This is a genomic window from Actinomadura alba (assembly GCF_014323705.1).
GTDB lineage: Bacteria > Actinomycetota > Actinomycetes > Streptosporangiales > Streptosporangiaceae > Actinomadura_C > Actinomadura_C alba.
Map to the genome: position 1 here is coordinate 189,297 of NZ_JABVEC010000006.1, position 21,357 is coordinate 210,653.

General features: G+C 68.8%; 21 protein-coding genes and 2 riboswitches. Of the genes, 11 read left to right on the forward strand and 10 right to left on the reverse strand.

All coding sequences use genetic code 11. The features are described 5' to 3' along the window. Positions 1 to 288: 288 nt before the first annotated feature. The 5 genes from HKK74_RS10900 to HKK74_RS10920 all read left to right on the forward strand — a co-directional run bounded on the left by HKK74_RS10900 (position 289) and on the right by HKK74_RS10920 (position 4,168). Complete coding sequence (locus HKK74_RS10900) at positions 289 to 1,173, forward strand: GDSL-type esterase/lipase family protein (RefSeq protein WP_187243015.1); 885 nt, start codon at positions 289 to 291, stop codon at positions 1,171 to 1,173. 78 nt (positions 1,174 to 1,251) lie between these two features. After that, positions 1,252 to 1,764 carry a type II toxin-antitoxin system RelB family anti-toxin gene (gene relB / locus HKK74_RS10905; protein WP_187243016.1) on the forward strand — a complete coding sequence of 171 codons (513 nt, stop codon included), beginning with the start codon at positions 1,252 to 1,254 and terminating at the stop codon, positions 1,762 to 1,764. Then, positions 1,761 to 2,405 carry a nucleotidyl transferase AbiEii/AbiGii toxin family protein gene (locus HKK74_RS10910; protein ID WP_222722131.1) on the forward strand — a complete coding sequence of 215 codons (645 nt, stop codon included), beginning with the start codon at positions 1,761 to 1,763 and terminating at the stop codon, positions 2,403 to 2,405. Before relB ends, HKK74_RS10910 begins: the two co-directional genes overlap by 4 nt. Positions 2,406 to 2,571: 166 nt before the next feature. Then, entirely contained in the window at positions 2,572 to 3,168 is a 597-nt protein-coding gene (locus HKK74_RS10915; protein ID WP_187243017.1) for an RNA polymerase sigma factor, read from the forward strand. Continuing rightward, the gene (locus tag HKK74_RS10920; RefSeq protein ID WP_187243018.1) at positions 3,161 to 4,168 is read left to right on the forward strand and encodes a CU044_5270 family protein; all 1,008 of its coding nucleotides are present in this window, start codon (positions 3,161 to 3,163) and stop codon (positions 4,166 to 4,168) included. Before HKK74_RS10915 ends, HKK74_RS10920 begins: the two co-directional genes overlap by 8 nt. 101 nt (positions 4,169 to 4,269) lie before the next feature. Here the strand turns inward: HKK74_RS10920 and HKK74_RS10925 are convergent, their stop codons facing one another. The 4 genes from HKK74_RS10925 to gcvT all read right to left on the reverse strand — a co-directional run bounded on the left by HKK74_RS10925 (position 4,270) and on the right by gcvT (position 8,544). After that, positions 4,270 to 5,643 (reverse strand): L-serine ammonia-lyase, encoded by a 1,374-nt coding sequence (locus HKK74_RS10925; RefSeq protein WP_187243019.1) that lies wholly within the window; start codon positions 5,641 to 5,643, stop codon positions 4,270 to 4,272. Between the two features lie 131 nt (positions 5,644 to 5,774). Next, positions 5,775 to 7,031, reverse strand: a complete 1,257-nt coding sequence (gene glyA / locus HKK74_RS10930) for a serine hydroxymethyltransferase (RefSeq protein WP_281397728.1) — start codon at positions 7,029 to 7,031, stop codon at positions 5,775 to 5,777. Continuing rightward, positions 7,028 to 7,420, reverse strand: coding sequence for a glycine cleavage system protein GcvH (gcvH, locus tag HKK74_RS10935; RefSeq protein WP_187243020.1), 393 nt, complete (start codon positions 7,418 to 7,420; stop codon positions 7,028 to 7,030). The genes glyA and gcvH overlap by 4 nt, the downstream gene beginning before the upstream one ends. Positions 7,421 to 7,437: 17 nt before the next feature. Further along, entirely contained in the window at positions 7,438 to 8,544 is a 1,107-nt protein-coding gene (gene gcvT / locus HKK74_RS10940) for a glycine cleavage system aminomethyltransferase GcvT (protein ID WP_187243021.1), read from the reverse strand. 67 nt (positions 8,545 to 8,611) lie between these two features. Beyond that, positions 8,612 to 8,704: riboswitch (glycine riboswitch) on the reverse strand. Position 8,705: 1 nt separating this feature from the next. Further along, a riboswitch (glycine riboswitch) is annotated at positions 8,706 to 8,802 on the reverse strand. 160 nt (positions 8,803 to 8,962) lie between these two features. Between gcvT and HKK74_RS10945 the strand changes: the two genes are divergently transcribed. Next, positions 8,963 to 10,264 carry a M50 family metallopeptidase gene (locus HKK74_RS10945; RefSeq protein WP_187243022.1) on the forward strand — a complete coding sequence of 434 codons (1,302 nt, stop codon included), beginning with the start codon at positions 8,963 to 8,965 and terminating at the stop codon, positions 10,262 to 10,264. 9 nt (positions 10,265 to 10,273) lie between these two features. Here HKK74_RS10945 and cds1 read toward each other — a convergent pair whose 3' ends face one another. Next, positions 10,274 to 11,383, reverse strand: coding sequence for an L-cysteine desulfhydrase Cds1 (cds1, locus tag HKK74_RS10950; protein ID WP_187243023.1), 1,110 nt, complete (start codon positions 11,381 to 11,383; stop codon positions 10,274 to 10,276). Between the two features lie 116 nt (positions 11,384 to 11,499). Between cds1 and HKK74_RS10955 the strand changes: the two genes are divergently transcribed. Then, positions 11,500 to 12,354, forward strand: a complete 855-nt coding sequence (locus tag HKK74_RS10955; RefSeq protein WP_246491421.1) for a hypothetical protein — start codon at positions 11,500 to 11,502, stop codon at positions 12,352 to 12,354. 75 nt (positions 12,355 to 12,429) lie between these two features. After that, positions 12,430 to 13,044, forward strand: a complete 615-nt coding sequence (locus tag HKK74_RS10960) for a GrpB family protein (protein ID WP_246491422.1) — start codon at positions 12,430 to 12,432, stop codon at positions 13,042 to 13,044. A gap of 17 nt (positions 13,045 to 13,061) precedes the next feature. Here HKK74_RS10960 and HKK74_RS10965 read toward each other — a convergent pair whose 3' ends face one another. After that, positions 13,062 to 14,612 carry an ATP-dependent DNA ligase gene (locus HKK74_RS10965; RefSeq protein WP_187243024.1) on the reverse strand — a complete coding sequence of 517 codons (1,551 nt, stop codon included), beginning with the start codon at positions 14,610 to 14,612 and terminating at the stop codon, positions 13,062 to 13,064. Positions 14,613 to 14,724: 112 nt separating this feature from the next. Here HKK74_RS10965 and HKK74_RS10970 point away from each other — a divergent pair, with 112 nt between their 5' ends. Together HKK74_RS10970 and HKK74_RS10975 are read left to right on the forward strand one after the other, a co-directional pair. Next, entirely contained in the window at positions 14,725 to 15,474 is a 750-nt protein-coding gene (locus HKK74_RS10970) for a hypothetical protein (protein WP_187243025.1), read from the forward strand. Positions 15,475 to 16,185: 711 nt separating this feature from the next. Continuing rightward, positions 16,186 to 16,407: a hypothetical protein gene (locus HKK74_RS10975; protein ID WP_187243026.1), complete on the forward strand. Its 222-nt coding sequence runs from the start codon at positions 16,186 to 16,188 to the stop codon at positions 16,405 to 16,407. A gap of 261 nt (positions 16,408 to 16,668) precedes the next feature. Here HKK74_RS10975 and HKK74_RS10980 read toward each other — a convergent pair whose 3' ends face one another. Next, positions 16,669 to 17,310 carry a TetR/AcrR family transcriptional regulator gene (locus tag HKK74_RS10980; RefSeq protein ID WP_312881406.1) on the reverse strand — a complete coding sequence of 214 codons (642 nt, stop codon included), beginning with the start codon at positions 17,308 to 17,310 and terminating at the stop codon, positions 16,669 to 16,671. 89 nt (positions 17,311 to 17,399) lie between these two features. Between HKK74_RS10980 and HKK74_RS10985 the strand changes: the two genes are divergently transcribed. Then, a complete protein-coding gene (locus tag HKK74_RS10985) occupies positions 17,400 to 18,857 on the forward strand; it encodes a flavin-containing monooxygenase (protein WP_187243027.1) in 1,458 nt (485 codons plus the stop codon). Positions 18,858 to 18,901: 44 nt separating this feature from the next. Here HKK74_RS10985 and HKK74_RS10990 read toward each other — a convergent pair whose 3' ends face one another. From HKK74_RS10990 to HKK74_RS11000, 3 genes are all read right to left on the reverse strand, one after another. Continuing rightward, entirely contained in the window at positions 18,902 to 19,546 is a 645-nt protein-coding gene (locus HKK74_RS10990) for a TetR/AcrR family transcriptional regulator (protein WP_187243028.1), read from the reverse strand. A gap of 173 nt (positions 19,547 to 19,719) precedes the next feature. Then, positions 19,720 to 20,535, reverse strand: a complete 816-nt coding sequence (locus HKK74_RS39780; RefSeq protein WP_246491450.1) for an aggregation-promoting factor C-terminal-like domain-containing protein — start codon at positions 20,533 to 20,535, stop codon at positions 19,720 to 19,722. A 136-nt stretch (positions 20,536 to 20,671) separates the two neighbouring features. Next, positions 20,672 to 21,187, reverse strand: coding sequence for a MarR family winged helix-turn-helix transcriptional regulator (locus HKK74_RS11000; protein ID WP_312881407.1), 516 nt, complete (start codon positions 21,185 to 21,187; stop codon positions 20,672 to 20,674). Positions 21,188 to 21,357: the final 170 nt, after the last annotated feature.

Sequence of the window (21,357 nt, forward strand, 5' to 3'; positions counted from 1 at the left end):
GTCGAGCAGCGGCGCCCGACGCCGATCAGTCTGGCCTAAAGAATGGCCGGAACCTAACACCTTCACGGCTTTGGCTGCGAACAATTGCATGGTCACGGCGGGGGGATTCGGTGGTATTGAATGAGAATGTAGCGATAAATTACAGCATTCAGTAATTAGTCGGGTGGACTTGTTATTCTTGGCAAAACCATCGGCGAACATCGCCATGTGCCGGTGTTCGGGACGCACAATGGCAGCAGTGCCGCTTACGCGGCGCTTCCGCCCTGTTACCGGCCCGAGCAGGTGTCCATGGTCGATCGCCCTGTCCGCCGTGTCCTGGTCCTCGTCTCGGTCGTGGCCGTCCTGGCGACGGGAGCGGTGCGACCGGCCGTCCCGGTGTCGGCCGCCTTCGCCCCGTTCGCGTTCGTACCGGCCAGGATGGCGGTGCTCGGTGACTCCATCACCCGTGGTTTCAACGCCTGCGGCTGGTACGTCGACTGTGAGAGTCGTTCGTGGGCCGGCGGATCCGAGGCGCCGGTGAGGAGTCACTACGCCCGGTTGCGCATGAGGAACCGTTCGCTGGTCGTCCACAACAACGCCGTGTCGCGCGCCAAGGTGATCGCCCTGGAGGGCCAGGCGCGCTCGGCCGTCGCGCAGCGCGTGGACTACGTCACGATCCTGATCGGCGCCAACGACGCGTGCACGCGCTCGGAGCAGACGATGACCTCGGTCGCCGATTTCGAGAGCCGGTTCCGCGCCGGGATGGACACGCTGCGGCAGGGCGTCCCGAACGCGCTGGTCTTCGTCAGCAGCATCCCCGACGTCAAGCGCCTCTGGCAGGTGGGCAAGGAGGACGCCGTCGCCCGGGTCGCCTGGACGCTGTTCGGCGTGTGCCGGTCCATGCTGTTCCATCCATCGTCGATGGCGGCGGCCGACATGGACCGGCGCGATCGTGTCCGCCGGCGGGTCATCGCCTACAACCACGTTCTCGCCAGGGTCTGCGCCGAGTACCCGAGATGCGCCTCCGACCGCAACGCGGTCTTCGACTACCGCTTCTCGCTGTCGGAGGTGAGCCGGTGGGACTTCTTCCACCCGAACGGCAACGGCCAGGCGGCCCTCGCCCGGCTCACCTTCCACGCGGGGTTCTGGTCGCCGACGGCGAACCGTCGTGCCCACGCGCGCCTGAACCGGTGATCGCGAAGTGAGTCGCTCTCGTCGCTCGCGCACCTGAAAGGTATCCGATCGGATACCCTGGGCGTGGAGGTGGTCGCCATGGCAGCGGAAGAGCTGCTGAAGCGCGCCCGGCTGGCGGCCGGGAAGACCCAGGCCGACATCGCCTGGGCCGCGGGCACGTCGCGCACCACGCTCTCGGCGTACGAGCACGGCCGCAAATCGCCGACGCTCGACACCGCGGAGCGGATCGTCGAGGCGGCGGGGTACGAGTTCGCGCTCGACCCGCGCGTCGAGTTCACCGATCACCTCACCCGCCGGGGACGTCCGTTCTCCGTCCCCGATCGCCTCTTCCGGCTGCCGCTCGATCGGGCGTTCGCCAAGGTCGTGCTTCCGCTTCACCTGAACTGGTCAGACCCCGGTGCCGAATACGACCTCTCGAATCCGGCCGACCGCCGGCTGGTCTTTCAGAGAGTCCTGCTCGAAGGGCTGCCCGAGGACATCCGCAGATATGTCGACGGTGCCCTGCTCATAGATCTGTGGCCGGAGTTGGTACTACCCACGGAGATCCGCGAGGCATGGGTGCCGCTCGTCGAGCACGTCGTTGTCCGGTGACGGCACCGTCAGATGGCGGTCTGACCGCTTTTCAGATCCAGGTGGCCCGGCTCTTCTTCTCATTACCGGAGAGTGAAGGCTTTCTCCTTGCCGGTGCTGGGGCGCTCTTGGCTCAAGGGCTGACCCACCGCAGCACCGAGGATCTCGACTTCTTCGGTGGACAGGGGGAGGTTTCGATTTCAGCAGCTGCGGATGCGCTTCGCAGTGCGGCCGAGGATCGAGGCTGGGAGTCGGCTGTCATCCGCAAGTTCGATACCTTCTGCCGACTCGAGATTTCCGCTGCTGAACGGCTCGTCGTGGACTTGGCCGTTGACTCTCCGCCGGTCAGAGCGCCGAGGATCACTGTTCTGGGACCGCCATTCGATCCTGTAGAGCTTGCGGCCAGAAAGATGCTGGCGCTGTTCGGACGTGCGGAACCTCGCGACTTCGCGGATGTCTTCCAGCTTGCCCAGCGCTTCGGAAAGGAGCCGTTGCTCGCTGGCGCCGCCGAACTGGACCGTGGATTCCATCGGGAGATCCTCGCGCAGATTCTTCGTAGCCTGGCGCACATTGAGGACGCGCGGCTGCCTGTCGGCTTGACGAGGGTTCCAGAGCTGCGTGCCTTCTTCGCCGCCTGGGCGGATGAGCTCGACGGAGCGTAGCCACGGTATGCCCGCCGAGCAGTAGCGGCGTGAGCGGTTGCGGGCGGCCGAGCGATTTTTCTTCTCCGGAGTGCGAAGAAGATTTGCGGGTTCGGGCAATCAGCGCTGACCACTTCGTCAGAGAGGCGCCAGATGCATGACCCTGACAGCTGTTCCTCCCCCGCGGATGTCTGAGGAGACGACCGACGCGTCGATCATCGAGAGGTCGCGGCATGAGCCGGAGCTGTTTTCGATGATCTTCGATCGGTACTTCATCGCGATACACCGGTACGCGGCGTCCAGGCTTGGTCCTGGTGCCGCGGAGGACATCGCCGCCGACACGTTCCTGACCGCCTTCGACCAGCGGGACCGCTACGATCTGGCCCGCCCCGAGGCGCGGGCCTGGCTGTACGGGATCGCCACCAACCTGATCGGCCGGTACCGCCGCAACGAGATCCGGCTCTATCGCGCCCTGGGCCGTTCGGCGGCCCGGGACGACGCCGGGAACCACGCCGGGAACCACGCCGGGAACCACGCCGACCAGGTCGCGGACCAGGTGACTGCGGAACGGTTGAGCCCCGACCTGGCGCGGGGCCTGGCACGGCTTTCCAAGGGCGACCGCGACGCGCTGCTGCTCGTCGTCTGTGCCCAGTTCAGCTACGCGGAGGTGGCACACGCCCTCGCCATCCCGATCGGCACCGTGAGTTCCCGCATCAACCGGGCGCGACGCAAGCTCCGCAAGACATTGGGCCCCGCAGCACAGGAGGCGATGAACCATGGATGACCTGCAGCAGGTACGCGACCGGCACGACGCGCTGCCGGACCCGGCCCCAGAGACCATCACCCAGGCCCGTGCCCGGCTGACCGCTCACATGCGGCAGGTCCCGTCCAGGAAGCGGTCCTGGCGTCCGGCCTGGCGCCTCGGTCTGGCCGGGGCGGCCGCCACGGCGCTGCTCGCGGCGGCTGTGGCGGTCGGCGTTGGAACCGGCGGAGACCGTCCCGGCGGGCAGCCGCCCGCCCAGCTGCGCCCGGTCGCCAACGCCCAGGACCTGGCCAGCAACGCGGCGATCAAGGCAGCGGCCCAACACGACCCCATGCCCAAGCCCCACCAGTGGGCGTATTCGAAGACTCTCAGCGCCCAGACCAACGAGGATGGCGGCGACTGGCTGAGGGGGACCCCGAAGGTGAAGCACACCTGGGAGATGTGGCACCGAATCGACGACTGGGGCTTCGCCGACTACCCGGACGGAAAGCTGAAGCTCCACAAGGGTTCCGAGCGCCGGGTCAGCTACCAGGACATTTTCTCCCTGCCGCAGGACCCCGACGCACTGCTCGCCGAGGTCTACAAGAGGGTCACTGCGGGCGGCACCCGGGAGCCGCTGCCGGGAGCCGGGTCGGGAATCACGAAGCCCGGCGCCATGGGCGATGAGGAACGCAACATGTATGCGTTCTTCTACATCCACGCGTCCATGTGGGACACCGTGCTGCCGGCCAAGCTCCGCGCCGCCATGTACGGTGCCCTTGCCAAGATCCCTGGCGTCGGGTACGAGGCCCGTGCCGTGGACCTCGCCAAGCGCCCCGGCGTCACCTTCTACCGCCTCCAGAACGGCTACCAGCGCGACGAGATCTTCATCGATCCGAACACCTACGAGTACCTCGGCGCCCGCTCCATCGTCGTCAAGGACCACAAGGAGATGGGCGTGAATGTAAAGAAGGGTGACATCATCAGCTGGGCCAGCCTCCTCAAGGCCGTCATCGTCGACCGGCCCGGCCAGCGCCCCTGACGACCCGCACGTGGCGACCGGCCCCACTCGGCGGGGCCGGTCGTTTCAATGGCTTCTAGCTGTACCGGGTCGACCGGCCCGCACAGTGACGGGACGGACGGTCAGCACTCGATGACGTTGACGGCGAGGCCGCCGCGGCTCGTCTCCTTGTACTTGTCGAGCATGTCGCGGCCGGTGTCGCGCATCGTCTTGATCGCCTTGTCGAGGGAGACGAAGTGCTCGCCGTCGCCGCGCAGGGCGAGGCGGGTGGCACTGATCGCCTTGATGGAGGCCACCGCGTTGCGCTCGATGCACGGCACCTGGACCAGTCCGCCGACCGGATCGCAGGTCAGGCCCAGATTGTGCTCGATGCCGATCTCAGCGGCGTTCTCGACCTGCCCGGGCGTGCCGCCCAGGACCTCGGTGAGCCCGGCCGCCGCCATCGAACAGGCCGAGCCGACCTCGCCCTGGCAGCCCACCTCGGCCCCGGAGATGGAGGCGTTCTCCTTGAACAGCACGCCGACCGCGCCGGCGGCCAGCAGGAACCGGACCACCCCCTCGTCGCTCGCGCCGGGGACGAAGCGGTCGTAGTAGTGCAGGACTGCCGGAATGATGCCGGCGGCCCCGTTGGTGGGAGCGGTGACGATCCGCCCGCCGGCCGCGTTCTCCTCGTTGACCGCCAGCGCGAACAGCGTCACCCAGTCCATGGCCTGCAACGGGTCGCCGGGTTGCTCTGTGGTGAGCTTGCGGTGCAGTTGAGGGGCTCGCCGCCGTATCTTCAGCCCGCCGGGCAGCAGTCCTTCCTGGTCGCAGCCGCGGCGGACGCACTCGCGCATGACCCGCCACAGGTCGAGCAGGCCGGTCCGGATCTCGGCCTCCGAGCGGCCGAACGCCTTCTCGTTCTCCAGCATCAGCGCCGAGATGGGCAGGCCGGTCTTCCGCGTCCATTCCAGGAGATCGGCGGCGTTGCCGAAGGGATGGGGGAGCACGGTGTCGTCGGCTTTGATCCGGTCGGCGCCGGTGGCCTTCTCGTCGACGATGAAGCCGCCGCCCACCGAGTAGTAGACCCGGGACCGCAGTTCGGCGCCCGTGACGTCGTGGGCGGTGAACCGCATGCCGTTCGGGTGCCCGGGCAGCGACTCCTTGCGTTCGAAGACGAGGTGGTCGCCGACCACGAACGGTACGTCGCGCTCGCCGAACAGCCGCAGGGTGCCGCTCTCGCGGATGCCCTGGACGCGCTCGGGCACCGCGTCGACGTTGACGAGTTCGGGCTTGTCGCCCTCGAGACCGAGCATGACGGCCTTGTCGCTGCCGTGTCCCTTGCCGGTCAGGCCGAGCGAACCGTAGAGCACCGCCCGTACGGACGCGGTCCGGGGGAGCAGCCCGTCGGCGTGCAGGCTACGGGCGAACCGGTGCGCGGCCGCCATCGGCCCGCCCGTGTGCGAGCTCGACGGGCCGATGCCCACCTTGAACAGGTCGAAGACGCTGATCGCCATGGCTGTTCCACTTCATTCCTGCCGCGAGGCGCGGCGAGCCGCCCGGCAGAGCGATCATTTGGGACGAGCCGGGACGTGGGCGGCCGGCGGCTCAGTATGCCCGGCGCCGCGGCCGCCCGGTCATCGCGGTATCACAGGCCGGGGTAGAGGGGGTGCTTGTCCGCGAGGGCCCGGGTGCGGGCGCTCAGCGCGGCGGCGTCGAATGACGGCTGCAGCGCCAGGGCGAGGATGTCGGCGACCTCGGTGAAATCGTCGGACGTGAAGCCCCGGGTGGCCAGCGCCGGCGTGCCGACGCGCAGGCCCGACGTCACCATCGGCGGGCGCGGGTCGTTGGGCACCGCGTTGCGGTTGACGGTGATGCCGATCTCGTGCAGTCGGTCCTCGGCGTCACGCCCGGTGAGCTCGGAGTCGACCAGATCGACGAGCACCAGATGCACGTCGGTGCCGCCGGTGAGCACCTTCACCCCGGCCTTGGCCGCGTCGTCCTCCATCAGCCGCTCGGCGATCAGCCGGGCGCCTTCGAGCGTACGGGCCTGCTGCTGGCGGAACTCCTCGGTCCCGGCGATCTTCAAGGCCACGGCCTTGGCCGCGATGACGTGCTCGAGCGGGCCGCCCTGCATGCCCGGGAACACCGCCGAGTTGATCTTCTTGGCGTACGGCTCGCGGCAGAGGATCAGGCCGCCGCGCGGGCCGCACAGCGTCTTGTGCGTGGTCGTCGTCACGACGTCGGCGTACGGCACCGGGGAGGGGTGCAGCCCGGCCGCCACCAGGCCGGCGAAGTGCGCCATGTCCACCATGAGCAGCGCCCCGACCGAGTCGGCGATCTCGCGGAACGCCGCGAAGTCCAGCTGCCGCGGGTACGCCGACCAGCCGGCCACGATCATTTTCGGCCGGTGCTCGGCGGCGAGGGCGGCGACCTCGTCCATGTCGACCAGGCCGTCGTCCGGGCTCACGTGGTAGGGCACCACATTGAGCGTCTTGCCGGAGTAGTTGAGCCGCATGCCGTGGGTGAGGTGCCCGCCGTGCGCGAGGTCGAGGCCGAGGATCGTGTCGCCCTGCTGCAGCAGCGCGAAGTAGACGGCCGTGTTCGCCTGCGCCCCCGAGTGCGGCTGGACGTTCGCGTGCTCGGCGCCGAACAGGGCCTTGGCCCGGTCGATCGCCAGCTGCTCGGTGACGTCCACATGTTCACAGCCGCCGTAGTAGCGGCGTCCCGGGTAGCCCTCGGCGTACTTGTTCGTCAGCACCGAACCCTGGGCCTCGAGGACCGACACGGGCGCGAAGTTCTCCGACGCGATCATCTCCAGCGTGGAGCGCTGGCGGTCGAGTTCGGCGTCGAGCGCCGCCGCGACCTCGGGGTCGACGGAGGCGAGCGGGTCGTACATGCTCATTGGTCGTGCTCCTCGATGAGCTTCGAATAGGCATCGGCGTCGAGCAGCCCGTCGTGGTCACCCCCGGTTCGCACCTTGAAGAGCCAGCCCTCGCCGTACGGGTCGGAATTGATCACACTGGGATCATCGATCGCGGCGGCGTTGACGGCGCTCACCTCGCCCGTCACCGGCGAGTAGATGTCGCTCACCGACTTCGTGGACTCGGCCTCACCGCAGGGCTCTCCGGCCGAGACCTCGGCGCCCTCCTCGGGCAGCGACACATAGACGATGTCGCCGAGGGCGTCGGCCGCGTAGGCGGTGATGCCGACCGTGACCACGCCGTCCTCGGCGTCGTGGTCGGCGATCCACTCGTGTTCCTCGGTGTAACGGAGCTGCTCAGGAACGCTCACGACTCTCTCTCCCAAACTCAGGAACGCTTGTAGAAGGGCAGGTTCACCAGCTCGGCCGGCTCCGGCCTGCCGCGGATGTCGACCGCGAGTCCGGTGGTGTCGACACCGGTGTTCAGATACGCCATGGCGATCGGATGACCCAGTGTCGGTGACGGGGCGCCGCTCGTCACGACCCCGCACGGCGTGCCGTCGGATGTGATCACGTCGTACCCATGTCTCGGCACCCGACGCCCCCGGGTGACCAGCCCGACGAGCGTGCGTCCGGGTGGTGTCTGAGAAAGCGCGGCGAATGCCGTCTTTCCTACGAAATCATCGGGTTTGTCGAGTTTAACCACACGGCCGAGCCCCGCGTCGTACGGAGTGGTCTCGGTGGACAGCTCGTTGCCGTAGAGCGGCATGCCCGCCTCGAGCCGCAGGGTGTCCCGAGCGGACAACCCGGCCGGCCGCAGGTCCTCGCCGCCGGCCTCGGTCAGCGCCCGCCACAGCCGTACGGCTTCGGTGTTCGCAACGAACAGCTCGAAGCCGTCCTCGCCCGTGTAGCCGGTGCGGGCGATCAGGGTGTCGATGGCAGCCACCCGCCCCGCCATGATCGCGTAGTACTTCAGCTCGTCGAGCGGAGCGCCGGACACGCGAGCGAGGATCTCCTGCGCCCTGGGACCCTGCACCGCGATCAGGCCGTACGACTCGGAGCGGTCGTCCACGGCGGTCTCGTATCCCTCGCTGCGGGCGAGCAGCTCCGACCGTACGGTGTCGCTGTTGGCGGCGTTGGCCACGACCAGGAAGGTCTCGGCGGCGACGCGATAGACGATCAGGTCGTCGAGCACGCCGCCCGCGGCATCACAGATCATCGTGTAGCGGGCCCGGCCGACCGCGAGGGTGGACAGATTGCCGACCAGCGCGTAGTCCAGCGCCGGGGCGGCCCCGGGCCCGGACAGGAAGATCTCACCCATGTGGGAGAGGTCGAACATCCCGGCACTGGTGCGGACTGCCGTGTGCTCGGCGGTCTCGCTGCCATAGCGCAGGGGCATCAGGTGACCGGCGAAGTCGACGAGGTTCGCGCCGAGGTCGCGATGGATCTCGTGCAGCGGCGTTTTCTTCGCGGTCGCGTCAGGTGGCGCGGACATCGGGGCAGGCTCCTTAAGACGCGGCTCGTGGGCTTATCGTCCCACCACAACACCGTGCTGTGTCGGTGCCTCCCCCTCTGTCATCGGTGCCTGAGAGCTTCACCCCGGATCGGGGCTTGCACCTTCGGCGGGGGACGGAGTCCCCGCTTTCCAGAGGTCGCCTGGCCCGTGCGGTCCGTTGGCCTGAGAGGTTCCGGGGAGGAGTTGCTCCTTCGGCGGCCCGCACCGGCTGTGGGGGCGCTCTCCCGCACGAGATCGACAGCTGCGCTCAGGCTAGCAGTTCGGGGCTCACCCGCCACCGGGTGATTTCCTGGCGCCCGAGGACCCGGAGCCCCCGCGGGGACGCCGGAGCCGCCGCGCTGGAACGCGCGCATAACGTAGGCTGTTTTGACTTGGAGGAGATCATGGAGGCGAGCGGATGGAAACGCTGATCATTCTCGGCGGGGCGGCGCTGTTCTTCTTTCTGCTCATGGTCTCGATCGCTCTGCACGAGCTCGGTCACATGTCCTTCGCCAAGCTGTTCGGGGTCCGGGTCCCTCAGTTCATGGTGGGGTTCGGTCCGACGCTGTGGTCGCGGCGCAAGGGCGAGACCGAGTACGGCGTCAAGTGGATCCCGCTCGGCGGCTATATCCGGATGATCGGGATGCTCCCGCCGGGCAAGGCCGACGCCCCGGGCAAGGTCCGGTCGTCCTCGACGGGGCCGTTCCAGAACCTGATCGAGTCGGCACGGGGCGCGGCGCTGGAGGAGGTCCGGCCGGGCGACGAGGATCGGGTCTTCTACAGCAAGAAGTGGTGGCAGAAGTTCCTGATCATGTTCGGCGGCCCCGCCATGAACATCCTTCTGGCGATACTGTTCTTCGCGGTCCTGATCATGGGGATCGGGCTCGACACCGCCACCCCGACGGTCAGTTCGGTGGCCAAGTGCGTCGTCCCGGCCGATCAGGCGGGCAGGGAGTGCCGGCAGGGGGAGCCCGCGACGCCCGCGGCGGCGGCCGGGCTCAAGGCCGGTGACCGGATCGTGTCGTACGGCGGCGCGAAGATCGACTCCTATGGGCAACTGCAGGGTCTGATCCGCGGCTCCGGCGGCCGGGCCGTGCCCATCGTCGTCGAGCGCGACGGCGCGACCGTTCCCATCACCGTCAACGTGACGACCAACCAGATGGTCTCGCTGACCGACCCCGACAAAGTCGAGAGCGTCGGCTTCCTCGGCATCACGCCGCTCATCGCCAAGGAGCGGCAGGGGCCGGGCGCCGTCGTCGACTACATGGGCCAACTCACCGAGCACACGGTCGGCGCCCTGTTCCGGATGCCGGAGAAGATGGTCGGGGTCTGGAACGCGGCCTTCAGCGACCACAAACGTGATCCGGAGGGACCGATCGGCGTCGTCGGCGCCAGCCGCATCGGCGGAGAGATCCTCGCGTCCGACAACGAGGGGATCAACAAGGTCTCGTGGTTCATCTCCGTGCTGGCCTCGGTGAACTTCGCGATCGGCGTGTTCAATCTGGTTCCGCTGTTGCCCCTGGACGGAGGCCACATCGCGGGTGCGCTCTGGGAGGCGTTGAAGCGCGGGATCGCCAAGCTCATCCGGCGGCCGGACCCCGGCTATGTCGACGTTGCCAAGGCGCTGCCGCTGACCTATGCGATGGCGATCGTCTTCATCGTCATGGGCGCCCTGCTCATCTACGCCGACCTGGTGAACCCGATCCACTTCACCGGATGAGGCCGGTCGTCACGGCCGGGGCGGCGGGAACTCCCCGGTCTCGAGGAAGGCGTGGAGCGCCTTGAGGTAGGGCTCGATGTCGATCCCCTTCGCGGCCAGCCACGCGTCCGAGCCGTAGGTGTCGGCGTAACGTTCACCGCCGTCGCAGATCAGCGTGACGACACTGCCCCGCTCGCCTCGCGCGAGCATCTCGCTGACCAGCCGGACGACCCCCCACATGTTGGTGCCCGTCGATCCGCCGACGCTGCGCCCCGAGACCTCGGTGGTCCAGCGCATCGCCGCGATCGAGGCTCCGTCGGGCACCTGGATCATCCGGTCGATCACGGTCGGCAGGAAGGACGGTTCGACCCGGGGGCGGCCGATGCCCTCGATGCGCGATCCCGGTGCCGTACGGCCGAAGTCGCCGGACGTCCAGCCGTCGAAGAAGGCCGAGCCCTCGGGGTCGACGACGGTCATCTGGGTCCGCAGGCGCCGGTAGCGCAGATAGCGGCCGATCGTCGCCGACGTGCCGCCCGTGCCGGCGCTGACCACGATCCAGGTGGGCACGGGGTAGCGCTCCAGCGACAGCTGGCTGAAGATCGACTCGGCGATGTTGTTGTTGCCCCGCCAGTCGGTGGCGCGCTCGGCGTAGGTGAACTGGTCCATGAAGTGGCCGCCGGTCTCCTCCGCCAGCCGCCTGGATTCCGCGTAGATCGCCGACGGGTCGTCGACGAAGTGGCAGCGGCCGCCCTGGAACTCGATCAGCGCGATCTTCTCCGGGCTCGTGGTCCGCGGGATCACCGCGATGAAGGGCAGGCCGAGCAGCCGGGCGAAGTACGCCTCGCTCACCGCCGTCGAGCCGCTCGACGCCTCGATGATCGTGCCGTCCTCTTTTATCCATCCGTTCGCCAGCCCGTAAAGGAACAGTGACCGTGCCAGCCGATGCTTGAGCGAGCCTGTCGGATGTACGGACTCGTCCTTCAGGTACAGGTCGATTCCCCATTCCGGCGGCAGGGGGAAGACATGGAGATGGGTGTCGGCGCTGCGGTTCGCGTCGGCTTCGACCCTCCGGACGGCCTCCGCGCTCCAGGCACGGCAGGCCGGGTCGCACCGGTCGATGACAGTATCGGCTGGCTCCATAATCAAATTCTTTCCGGTGCGATAATTCGGGTAGGTGACCTGCGTGTTCGCCCCTGCCCAGGCACGGGCGGGACGGCGAGGGACTGGGCGTACATGGCGGGGGGCGTAGTCAGGATATGGGGGACTTGTTCGTACACCGGATCCTGGACACCGGCAGGCTGCCGCTCTTCTGCTTCTTCGTGGCCTTCATCGTCACGTTCGTGCTGACGCGCGTCAACGTTCGCCTGATCCGGGCCAGGGTGCGCTGGTTCAAGAACGTCCAGGCGGGTGACCTGCACATCCACCACGTCGTCTTCGGGGTGGTACTGATGCTGATCGGCGGGGTGACGTCGTTCGCGACGCCGGACGGATACGACGCCCCGTACGTCATCGCCGCGGCGGTCTTCGGCATCGGCTCGGCGCTGGTGCTGGACGAGTTCGCGCTGATCCTGCACCTGCGCGACGTCTACTGGGCCGAGGAAGGGCGTGCGTCGGTCGACGCGGTGTTCGTCGCGGTGGCGCTCACCGGGCTGTTGCTGCTCGGCGCCCGGCCGGTCGGCTTCGCGGGCGTGGAGGACGACACGGGCAAGGACTCGCTGCTCAATCCGTTGATCCCGCCGAGCATCTATCTCCTCTCGCTGGTCATCAACCTCAGTCTCGCGGTGGTCACGCTGCTCAAGGGCAAGATCTGGACCGGCCTGATCGGGCTGTTCGTGCCGCTGTTCGTCTACGTCGGCGCGATCAGGGTGGCCCGGCCCGGCTCGCCGTGGGCGCGATGGCACTACCAGCCGAACTCGCGAAGGTACCGGCGTGCCCTGCACCGCGAGCAGCGGTTCCGGTACCCGCTGATCCGCGGCAAGATCTGGATTCAGGAGGCCATCGCCGGGCGGCACGACCTGATCCTGGCCGATCACCTGCAGCGGCAGCGCAGCCGGATGAAGGACGAGCACATGAGCGCCTCGGGCCCGACGCCTCCCGGCCCCGGCGGTTAGCGCCACGGGGGAACCGTGGTGCCGGCGGCGACTGCTAGGGTGGTCGGCTGCCCTCCGGACGGAACGAGAGCGCGAATGGCATCGAAGATGGACGAGACCGATCCGCCCCTGATCAGCGACGAGGAACTCCAGCGGATCACGGTCGGTGAGCGCACCCCGCACAACGCCCCTGTCGTCCTCGCCGAATACGACCCCGAGTGGCCCCGGCTCTTCGCCCGCGAGGCCGCCCGGATCGGTTCGGTACTCGGCGGCAGGGCACTGCGCGTGGAACACGTCGGCTCGACCTCGGTACCCGGGCTGGCTGCCAAGCCCATCATCGACATCCTGCTCGTCGTGCCGGACTCCGCCGACGAACCGTCGTACGTGCCCGCCCTGGAGGCGGCCGGATACGTGCTGCGGATCCGCGAGCCCGACTGGTTCGAGCACCGCATTCTCAAGGGACCGGACACCGACGTCAACCTGCACGTCTTCGGTGCCGGCAGCACCGAGATCGACCGCATGCTGCGCTTCCGGGACCGCCTGCGCGACAGCGACGCCGACCGGGACCACTACGCGCGTACCAAGCGGGAACTGTCCCAGCGTACGTGGCGGCACGTGCAGCACTACGCCGACGCCAAGACCGCGGTGGTGCGGGAGATCATGGCCCGCGCGGCCGCCGATCCCGGTGAACGCCGGCCGCCCGCGCACTAGCGGGAGCCCCACCGGCCTCAGCCGGAGCCCTCTGCCGGTGGCGGGTCGGTCAGCGCGGCGATGGTGCGGACGGTGTCGACCGTGTCGGCCTCGGCCGCGGACTTGTCCGGCCGGTGCCGCAGCACCCGCGCGAACCGCAGGGCCATCCCGCCCGGGTATCGGGAACTGCGTTGCACCCCGTCAAAGGCGATCTCGACCACCAGCTCCGGCCGAACATGGACAGTCCACGAGTCGTCGCTGATCGCCAGCTCGCGCAGCCGCTCAGTTTGCCAGGCCAGCATCTTGTCGGTGAGGCCCTTGAACGTCTTGCCGAGCATCACGAACCCGCCGGTCGCCGGGTCACGGGCGCCGAGGTGCAGATTGGACAGCGTGCCATTGCGCCGGCCGTGGCCCCACTCGACGGCCAGCACGACCAGGTCGAGGGTGTGCCGCGGCTTCACCTTGATCCAGCCGGCCCCGCGGCGCCCCGCCGTGTACGGCGTGTCGAGCGACTTGACCATGACGCCCTCGTGGCCGTGCGCGACGGCGTCGGTGAAGAACCCGGTCGCCTCGGCCGCCGACCCCGTCACCAGACGGGGCATCAGCAGCTCACCGGGGAGCACGCCGGCCAGCGCGGCCTGCCGCTCGGCACCCGGGCGGTCGAGCAGGTCGGCGCCGTCCAGGTGCAGCAGGTCGAACAGGAACACCGACAGGGGCACACCGGGGTCCTTGTGGCTCGCGGTGCGGGCGGAGGTGATCTGAAACGGATGGGGGCGCCCGTCGGGCCGAAGCGCGATGAGCTCGCCATCGAACACGGCCGACCGTACGGGCAGATCGCGCAGCGCGGTGACCACCTCGGGCAGCCGTCCGGTGATGTCGTCGAGCGTGCGGGTGAACACCCGGGTCTCGGAGCCGGCGACGTGGATCTGCGCGCGGACACCATCGAGCTTCCACTCCACCGCGACCCTGGCGTCCGGCGCACCGAGCCGGCCGAACGCCTCGTCCATCGAGGGCGCACTCGCGGCGAGCATCGGCTTGACCGGGCGCCCGACCTCCAGGCCGAAGCCGCGGAGCCCCGCCACCCCCTGGGCCAGCGCGGCGGTCGCCACCGGCGGCAGGGCCCCGCGGAGCATCGCCGCGCGCCGTACCTCCGTCGCGGGCACCTGCGCCGCGGCGGCCACCGCGTCGGCCATCACACCGTCGAGGGCACCCTGGCGAAGCTCACCGGCGAGCAGCCGGATCAGGAAGTCCTGCTCGTCCCGCGTGGCCCGGCCGAGCAGAGCGTGCAGTCGCTCGCGCCGCCCGGCGACCGAACCCTTACCGGACAACGCGCCGATCTCGGTGAAGGCGGCATCGACGTCGGCCACAGTCAGACCGGCCTCGTCGGCGGGCGGCGGCAGGTCGCGGAGGGCGGCGTATCCGACTCCGATCTGGCGCTGCGGCAGCTCACCGGAGAGGTACGCGACGGCGACCGCGGCCTCGGCCGGCCCGGCGTCGCGCAGGCAGCGGGCGAGCAGATCGATCTTGGCGCGGCGGGCCGGGGAACCTGCCACGCCACGGGACGTTCGGGCGATCTCCGCGAGAAGCACATCTTCATTGTGTCCCCCGACGGTGACAGAACCGCGGACCCTCTGGATCGATCCATCCGGACTGTCTAGGTTTCTTGGAGTAGGCGTAGAGATCGGTGGAGTTGGGAGCCGGATGGGCCTGCCGCGTCCTTCAGAGACCTTCGACCGGGTCTACTCGCCGCCCGAGCCGCCGTCGACCGCGGCGCGCAGGTCGGCCGTTGTGAAGATCTTCACGGTGGTCGCGGTGTTCGCTGCGGTCGCGTCCGTCGTCATGATCCTGCTCGCGGACGGGGGCGAGGTCGGCGGACCGGGCGACCGGGCCACCGTAGTCGCCCGGTCTTCCGCGCGCGTCGCTCCACCGCGGCCCGCGCCGTCGTCGACGCGCGGCCGGCTGCTCACCGCGCTCCCGGCGCCGTGCGGCACCGTGAGCCGGCCCACCGTCGATCGGCTGGTGCCGAGGGCGAGGGGCGGGCAGAGCGCCAACCTGACCCTCGCCACCTGCACGTACTCCTCCGCCGGTGCCGGCTCGCGGTGGCTGCGGATCGAGACCCGCCGCTTCGATCCGGCGGACGGCACCGATCCGGTCGCGGCCGCGAGGACCTTCTTCGCCGCCCAGTGGACACGTGCCCGCGAGGATCCCATGGTGCGAACGGTACGGCTGGAACGCCAGGACGGGCTCGGCGACGAGGCCTACCGTTGGTACAAGATCGACAAGGGGCCGCCGACGGTGGTCGGCGAAGTGGCGATCCGGATCGGCAACGGAGTCGTCACGGTCGGTTACAGCGGCGAGCCGCCGGGTCCGTACGCCGGTCCGGAGAATGAACGAAAGTACCTTGCCGAGGCCGCTGGAGTGGCGCGGGAAGTCCTCGATGCGCTGAAATAAGGGGTGGCCGCCGAGCTTTCTCCACCATTCTGACCCGAACCGGTCGACTGCAGGATATCCCGGTGTCCTGACTCGTAAGGTTGGGCTCAGTAACAAGGGTGGACGGCAACGGAGCGCATCGGTCTGGTTACGCGATTTAAGGGTACGAAGAACGGGTAGTGACGTTTCTTCGGCTCGCGCGTCACCATAAGGAGGAGGCGACGGATGTGACCGCGGCACGCGACGGAATATCCTGGGTGCGATAGCCCCAGGTCGGCAACGACGTCCGCACGGAGGGTCGCCGAGTGTGCGCACTCGGCGACCTTTCTGTTTACCTCATGAACAGAATCCCGCTCTCGGCGGCCGTTAAGCGGTCGCGGCGATCCGCGGCCGGGTGGCCTGCAATCGGGAAAGCCGCTTCGTCACGTGGGGCTGTCGAGAGTGTGCGGAGAGCCATTTCGGGAAAGGGCTTTCCGTTCAGAAACCTTACTGGTAATGGGTGCGCGGTAAACCCGGCGATTGTGGTATTGGCGGATGTTGTGGTGCTCGGAGGTGCCGCATGCGTTCTGCCATCGGACCGCTACGCAGAGCCAGGGCGAATTCAAAGTTCCCCGCATCGCGGTTGCGCTATGAGCCGACAGGGAACCGGATCACCTTTACGGTGACACCAAATCTGCCGAGCGTCGTTTCCTGGCACACTCCCCGTGATGGGAAGGTGAGGAGGCGCCCGCCATGACCGACGATCCGGCTGAGCGGGAACGGCGCATCGCGGCGGCCATCGAGGCCGGACAACCGATCGATCTGCGCACCGGCGACGCCGGGCGTGACGATCCGGCGCGGGGGGCTACCTGGGGCGCCGACCGCACGGTTCCCGCCGGTTTCGCCAGCGCCGACCGGTCTGCGGCCGATCGGGCACGCCCTTGCGATCGCCGACGACGCCGGATTCGACGGTGAGACGTCCGTCCGTGTCATGCGAGCGCTGCTCTGCTACGCCATGGGCGCCCAGATGCGCGTGGTCGGTGCCGCCACGATGCTCGATCACCTGCTCGACGGCCCCGCGTGGCGGCTGCCGGAATCGGACGCCGAGTGGTGTCGCACGTCGTCGCACTCCGTCCCGCTCTGCTGCGCCACGACGCCGAGACCGACTTCGAGTTCGGTCTCGATCTGCTCATCACGGCTCTGGACTCGCTGCCGGGTCGCTCATGACCGGACCGCTCACAGGGGTGGCTCGTCACCCCGGTGAGGGAGTGGCGGCGCCAGGGCGCGCAACCCCTGCCAGCTGAAGTCCATCACGTAGCGGGCGGCCTCCTCGGCCGTCACCTCAGGCCGCCTCGCCCGCCAGAGCGACACCCTCTCGCACGCGCCGATGATGATCTCTGCGTAGGCCTCCACCGCGCGGGCCGGAACGTCGGGCGCGAAGGCGGCGAGCAGCGAGGCGGTGAGCCCGCTCTGCCGGCGGCGGGTGGCCTCGATGGCGTCCGCGGCGGCGGCCGGGATCAGCATCGGCTGCTGCGCGATGACGGCCAGGGCCCGGTTGTGCCGGTCCATGAAGGCGAAGTAGGCGAGGAGCCCCCGCCACAGCGCGTCCTCGGGCGAGCCGGCGCCCGCCATCGCCTCCTGGGTCGCCTCGTAGAGGTCGGTGCGGATGCGGGCGACGCAGGCCGACAACAGCCCGTCCTTGGAACCGAAGTACTCGTACAGCATCGGCTTGGAGACGCCGACCCGCTCGGCGATCTCGTCCATCGACGCGGCCCGGTATCCCTGCTCGGCGAACACCTCCTCGGCGATGTCCAGCATCTGCCGCTCACGCTCGGGGCGGGACATCCGGCGGCGTCTGGTCGGGATCGGCCTGTTCACACGTGAACCATATCCCGGCATCTACCGCCGGTAACTTACTCCTGGTAGCTTACTTGGAGTAGGTGCAGTGCGGCAGAGAGGCTGAGAGCATGACCGACCAGCCGTCGATCGTCATCGTGGGCTCGGGCTTCGCCGGTCTGGGCATGGCGATCCAGCTGAAGAAGGCCGGCTTCCACGACTTCCTGATCCTCGAGAAGAACGCGGACCTCGGCGGAACGTGGCGGGACAACCACTACCCCGGCTGCGCGTGCGACGTGCCCTCGCCCATGTACTCCTTCTCCTTCGAGCTCAACCCCGGCTGGTCCCGGCTGTTCGCGCCGCAACGGGAGATCTGGGACTACATGCGCCGCTGTGTCGCCAAGCACGGGCTGGAGCCGCACCTGCGCTTCGACAGCGCGGTCGAGACCATGGAGTGGGACGAGGCGGCCGGGCACTGGGAGGTGACGGCCGCCGACGGCTCCCGCTACACCCCGAAGGCGGTCATCGCCGGTTTCGGCGGCCTGCACATCCCGTCCCATCCGGACATCCCGGGCCTGGAGCGGTTCGCCGGGCCCGCCTTCCACTCGGCCGAGTGGGATCACTCGATCGACCTTCGGGGAAAACGGGTCGCGGTCATCGGTACCGGCGCCTCCGCCGTCCAGTTCGTGCCCCGGCTGGCCGAGCACGCCTCGCGCTTGTACGTCTTCCAGCGAACGCCCCCGTGGATCCAGCCCAAGCCCGACTTCGCGTTCCCCGCCCCGGTGCTGCGGGCGCTCAACGTGCCGGGTGCCGCCAGGGCGCTCAGGACCGCCATCTACTGGATGCTCGAGGCCCGGTCGGTCGGTTTCACCGTGGACCCCCGGCTGTCCGGGCCGATGAAGAGCGCCGCCCTGCGGCACATCGACCGGCAGATCCCCGACCCGGACCTGCGCGCCAAGGTGACCCCGGACTACACGATCGGGTGCAAGCGCGTCCTGCTCTCCTCGGACTACTACCCGGCACTGACCCGCCCCCATGTCGATCTGGTGACCGAGGGGATCACCGAGGTCACCGAGACTGGTGTCGTCACCGCGGACGGATCGGCCCATGAGGTCGATGTGATCATCTTCGGGACCGGCTTCGAGGTCACGGACGCGCTGACCCGTCAGCGGATCACCGGCCGGAACGGGCTCAAGATCCAGGAGGCCTGGGCGGACGGCGTCGAGGCCCATCACGGCATCACGGTCCCGGGCTTCCCGAACCTCTTCCTGCTCGTCGGCCCGAACACCGGGCTCGGCCACAACTCGATCATCTTCATGATCGAGTCACAGATCCAGCACATCCTCGGCTGCCTGCGGCTCCTGTCGTCCCGCCGAGGGCGCACCATCGAGGTGCGAGGGCCCGCCATGCGCCGGTACAACGATCGCGTTCAGCGCCGGCTGGGCCGGGCCGTCTGGAGTCAGGGCGGCTGCCGGAGCTGGTACCTGGACGAGAACGGCGTGAACCGCACTCTGTGGCCCGGCTTCAGCTTCGAGTACTGGGCCGCCACCCGCAGGCCGAACCCCGCGGACTACATCGTGACCGGCTGAAGTATCGGCCCGCGCGGGACCGAGCCCGGGAGTGTGCGGAGGTGTCAGCCGGCGTAGAAGAGCGGCCGCAGCCCGGCGACGAGCTGCCGGATGACCGGCCGTTGCTCCTCAACGGTGCGGCCGTGCAGGCCGAGCACCGGGTCGAGCCCGTCGTAGTACGGCGCGAGCGCGACGTGCTGGAAGAGCAGGACGGCGAGAGTGGAGATGACCCGGAGATCGGCGTCCGGCCGGATGTCACCGCGCTCGGCCCACGTGGCGAGCAGCGGGTCGATGATCTGCAGATAGTGCTGGTTGGAGGTTTCGCGCACCAGCCCGCGCACGTCGTTGTCCAGCTCGAAGATGCCGGCGGCGGTGATGCCGCGTTCCAGCGGATGGACGGCCATGTACTCCGTCCACTCACAGAAGACGTCGACCAGCCAGTCCTCGAAGGACTGGGCGAAGTCGAGACGCGACACCCGGCTTTCCATCCCCTCCCGCGTGCGCCGGGACGCCTCGTCGCACACGTAGGCGAAGAACTCCTGCTTGTCGGTGAAGTACTGGAACAGTGAGCCCTTGGCGATCTCGGCTTCGCGGGCGATCGTGTTCAGGCTGCCGGTCGAGAAGCCGTGCTCGCCGAATTCCCGCATCGCCGCGTTGAGAATCCGCTCACGCTTCGCGACGTTGAGCCGGAACCAGGTCGACGTCGGCATGAATCAGCTTTCTCTGGATGTGTGACTAGAGGGTCAGATTACTAGTCGATTGCACACGTAGGGGATGAAATGCCGTCGTCGAGCGTGTCGCCGGGCGCGCGGTAGCCGGCGTCCACTCGTGCTCGCGTCTTCGGTTCGCGGTCCCGCGCGATGCCGCCCGGCGGCGCGGACCATCAGTACCAGTGGTTGGCCTGCCAGAACCCCCACGCCTTGCAGGGGTCTCCGTACCGCGCCTTGATGTAACCGAGTCCCCACGCGATCTGCGTCGCCGCGTTGGTCTGCCAGTCCGACCCGGCCGAGGCCATCTTGGATCCGGGCAGCGACTGCGGGATGCCATAGGCGTCACTGGTCGGGTTGTCGGCCCGCTCGTTCCATCCGCTCTCGCGGGTCCACATCGTCTCGAGCGACGGCCAGCAGCGGGCCCAGCCCTTGAGGGCGTTCATCTGCTTGCCGATCGCCTTATTGCGCGCGGGGCTGGTGTCGAGCTTGGCCAGTGCCGCAGCCGAGGCCGACGCGCGGGCGCGCGCCCGCTGCTGTGCCCTGATCTTGGCGTCGCGCTTCGCCTTCTCCTTGGCGATGCGCTCGGCCCGCACCTGTTCCTCGTGCGCCCGCTTCTTGGCGTTGGCGACGGCCGCCGCCTCGATCGGTGACATCTCCGATCTGGTCATCATCGCGACCAGTTCATTGGCGGACATGTCCCCGGCTGCGGGCGGTGGCTCCCCGCCGCCCGGGCTGAAGTGGATCACCGCCGCCACGAGCGCCACCGTGACCAGCGACATGATCGTCACAGTGTGGGTGAGGATCCGGCGGAGGACGCCCGGGTCGCCCGGCTCGCGCCGGGGCCGGCGTTCGCGCCGCTCCGACCGTACGTTCGTCGTCTTCCGCCGGGACGATCGCTGCCCGGGGGGCGACGGCCGCCGTCCCCGCGATCCGCGTTGCGGTTCCACCGGCCTGGACCGCGTGCGCGTGCCCTGCTCCTGATCCCGCATGAACACGTAGATTGCACCACGTTGGTGGTCGGTCGCTCGGTTTTGGACAATCTCGTTTGAGTAAACCGGCGGACGCGCAGCCGCCGGAACGGTATGCGCTCCCGTCACACCAGCCTCGCCGGCCTCCGCGGAACGCCTAGAGGGCGGTGTCTCCGACGGCTTCCCGGACGGGCTGCAGCGCGGCGAAGAGCTCCTGGTAGAGCCCGCCCAGCCGGTCCAGGGGGACCGTTTCGGCATGGGTGAGCGCCTCGTTGGCCCGCTTGACGCACTCCCTGCCCCGCTCGGTGATCTCGACGAGCGTCGTACGGCGGTCGTGGGCGTGCGGCCGGCGGATCACCAGGCCCTCGGCCTCCAACTGGTCGATCGTGAGCGTCACCGTGGTCTGGTGCACCATCATCAGCCGGCTCAACGCGCTCAGCCGGGCGCTGCCGCCCGTGCTCAGGGCCAGCGTCGTGAGCAGGAAATAGCCGGTGCGGTTGATGCCGAACCGCTTGAGCTCCGCCTCCAGCGCCTTCTTGAGGAGCTGATGGAGCCTGCTGATCGAGCAGAGGGCCATGAACGGCCAGGGCTCACCGGTGAGGCCCTGCCCGTCCCAGCGGTCCAGAGCCCCGGTGACCAGCGGGTCTGGGCGGCCTCGCGTGGGTGTGTGCACGCACAGATCGTAGCTTTCGACAAACAGTGATGTAAGTACTCGCTTCTTAGACTTTATTGGCTTAGAGTGCTCTAGATCACATCCGGGGCGAATCGATGCGATCCGGCGACGGCCGTGCGGGTCGCACGGTGGCATCGCCCGCCGGTCGTGACCGGAAGGCGCCAACGTCT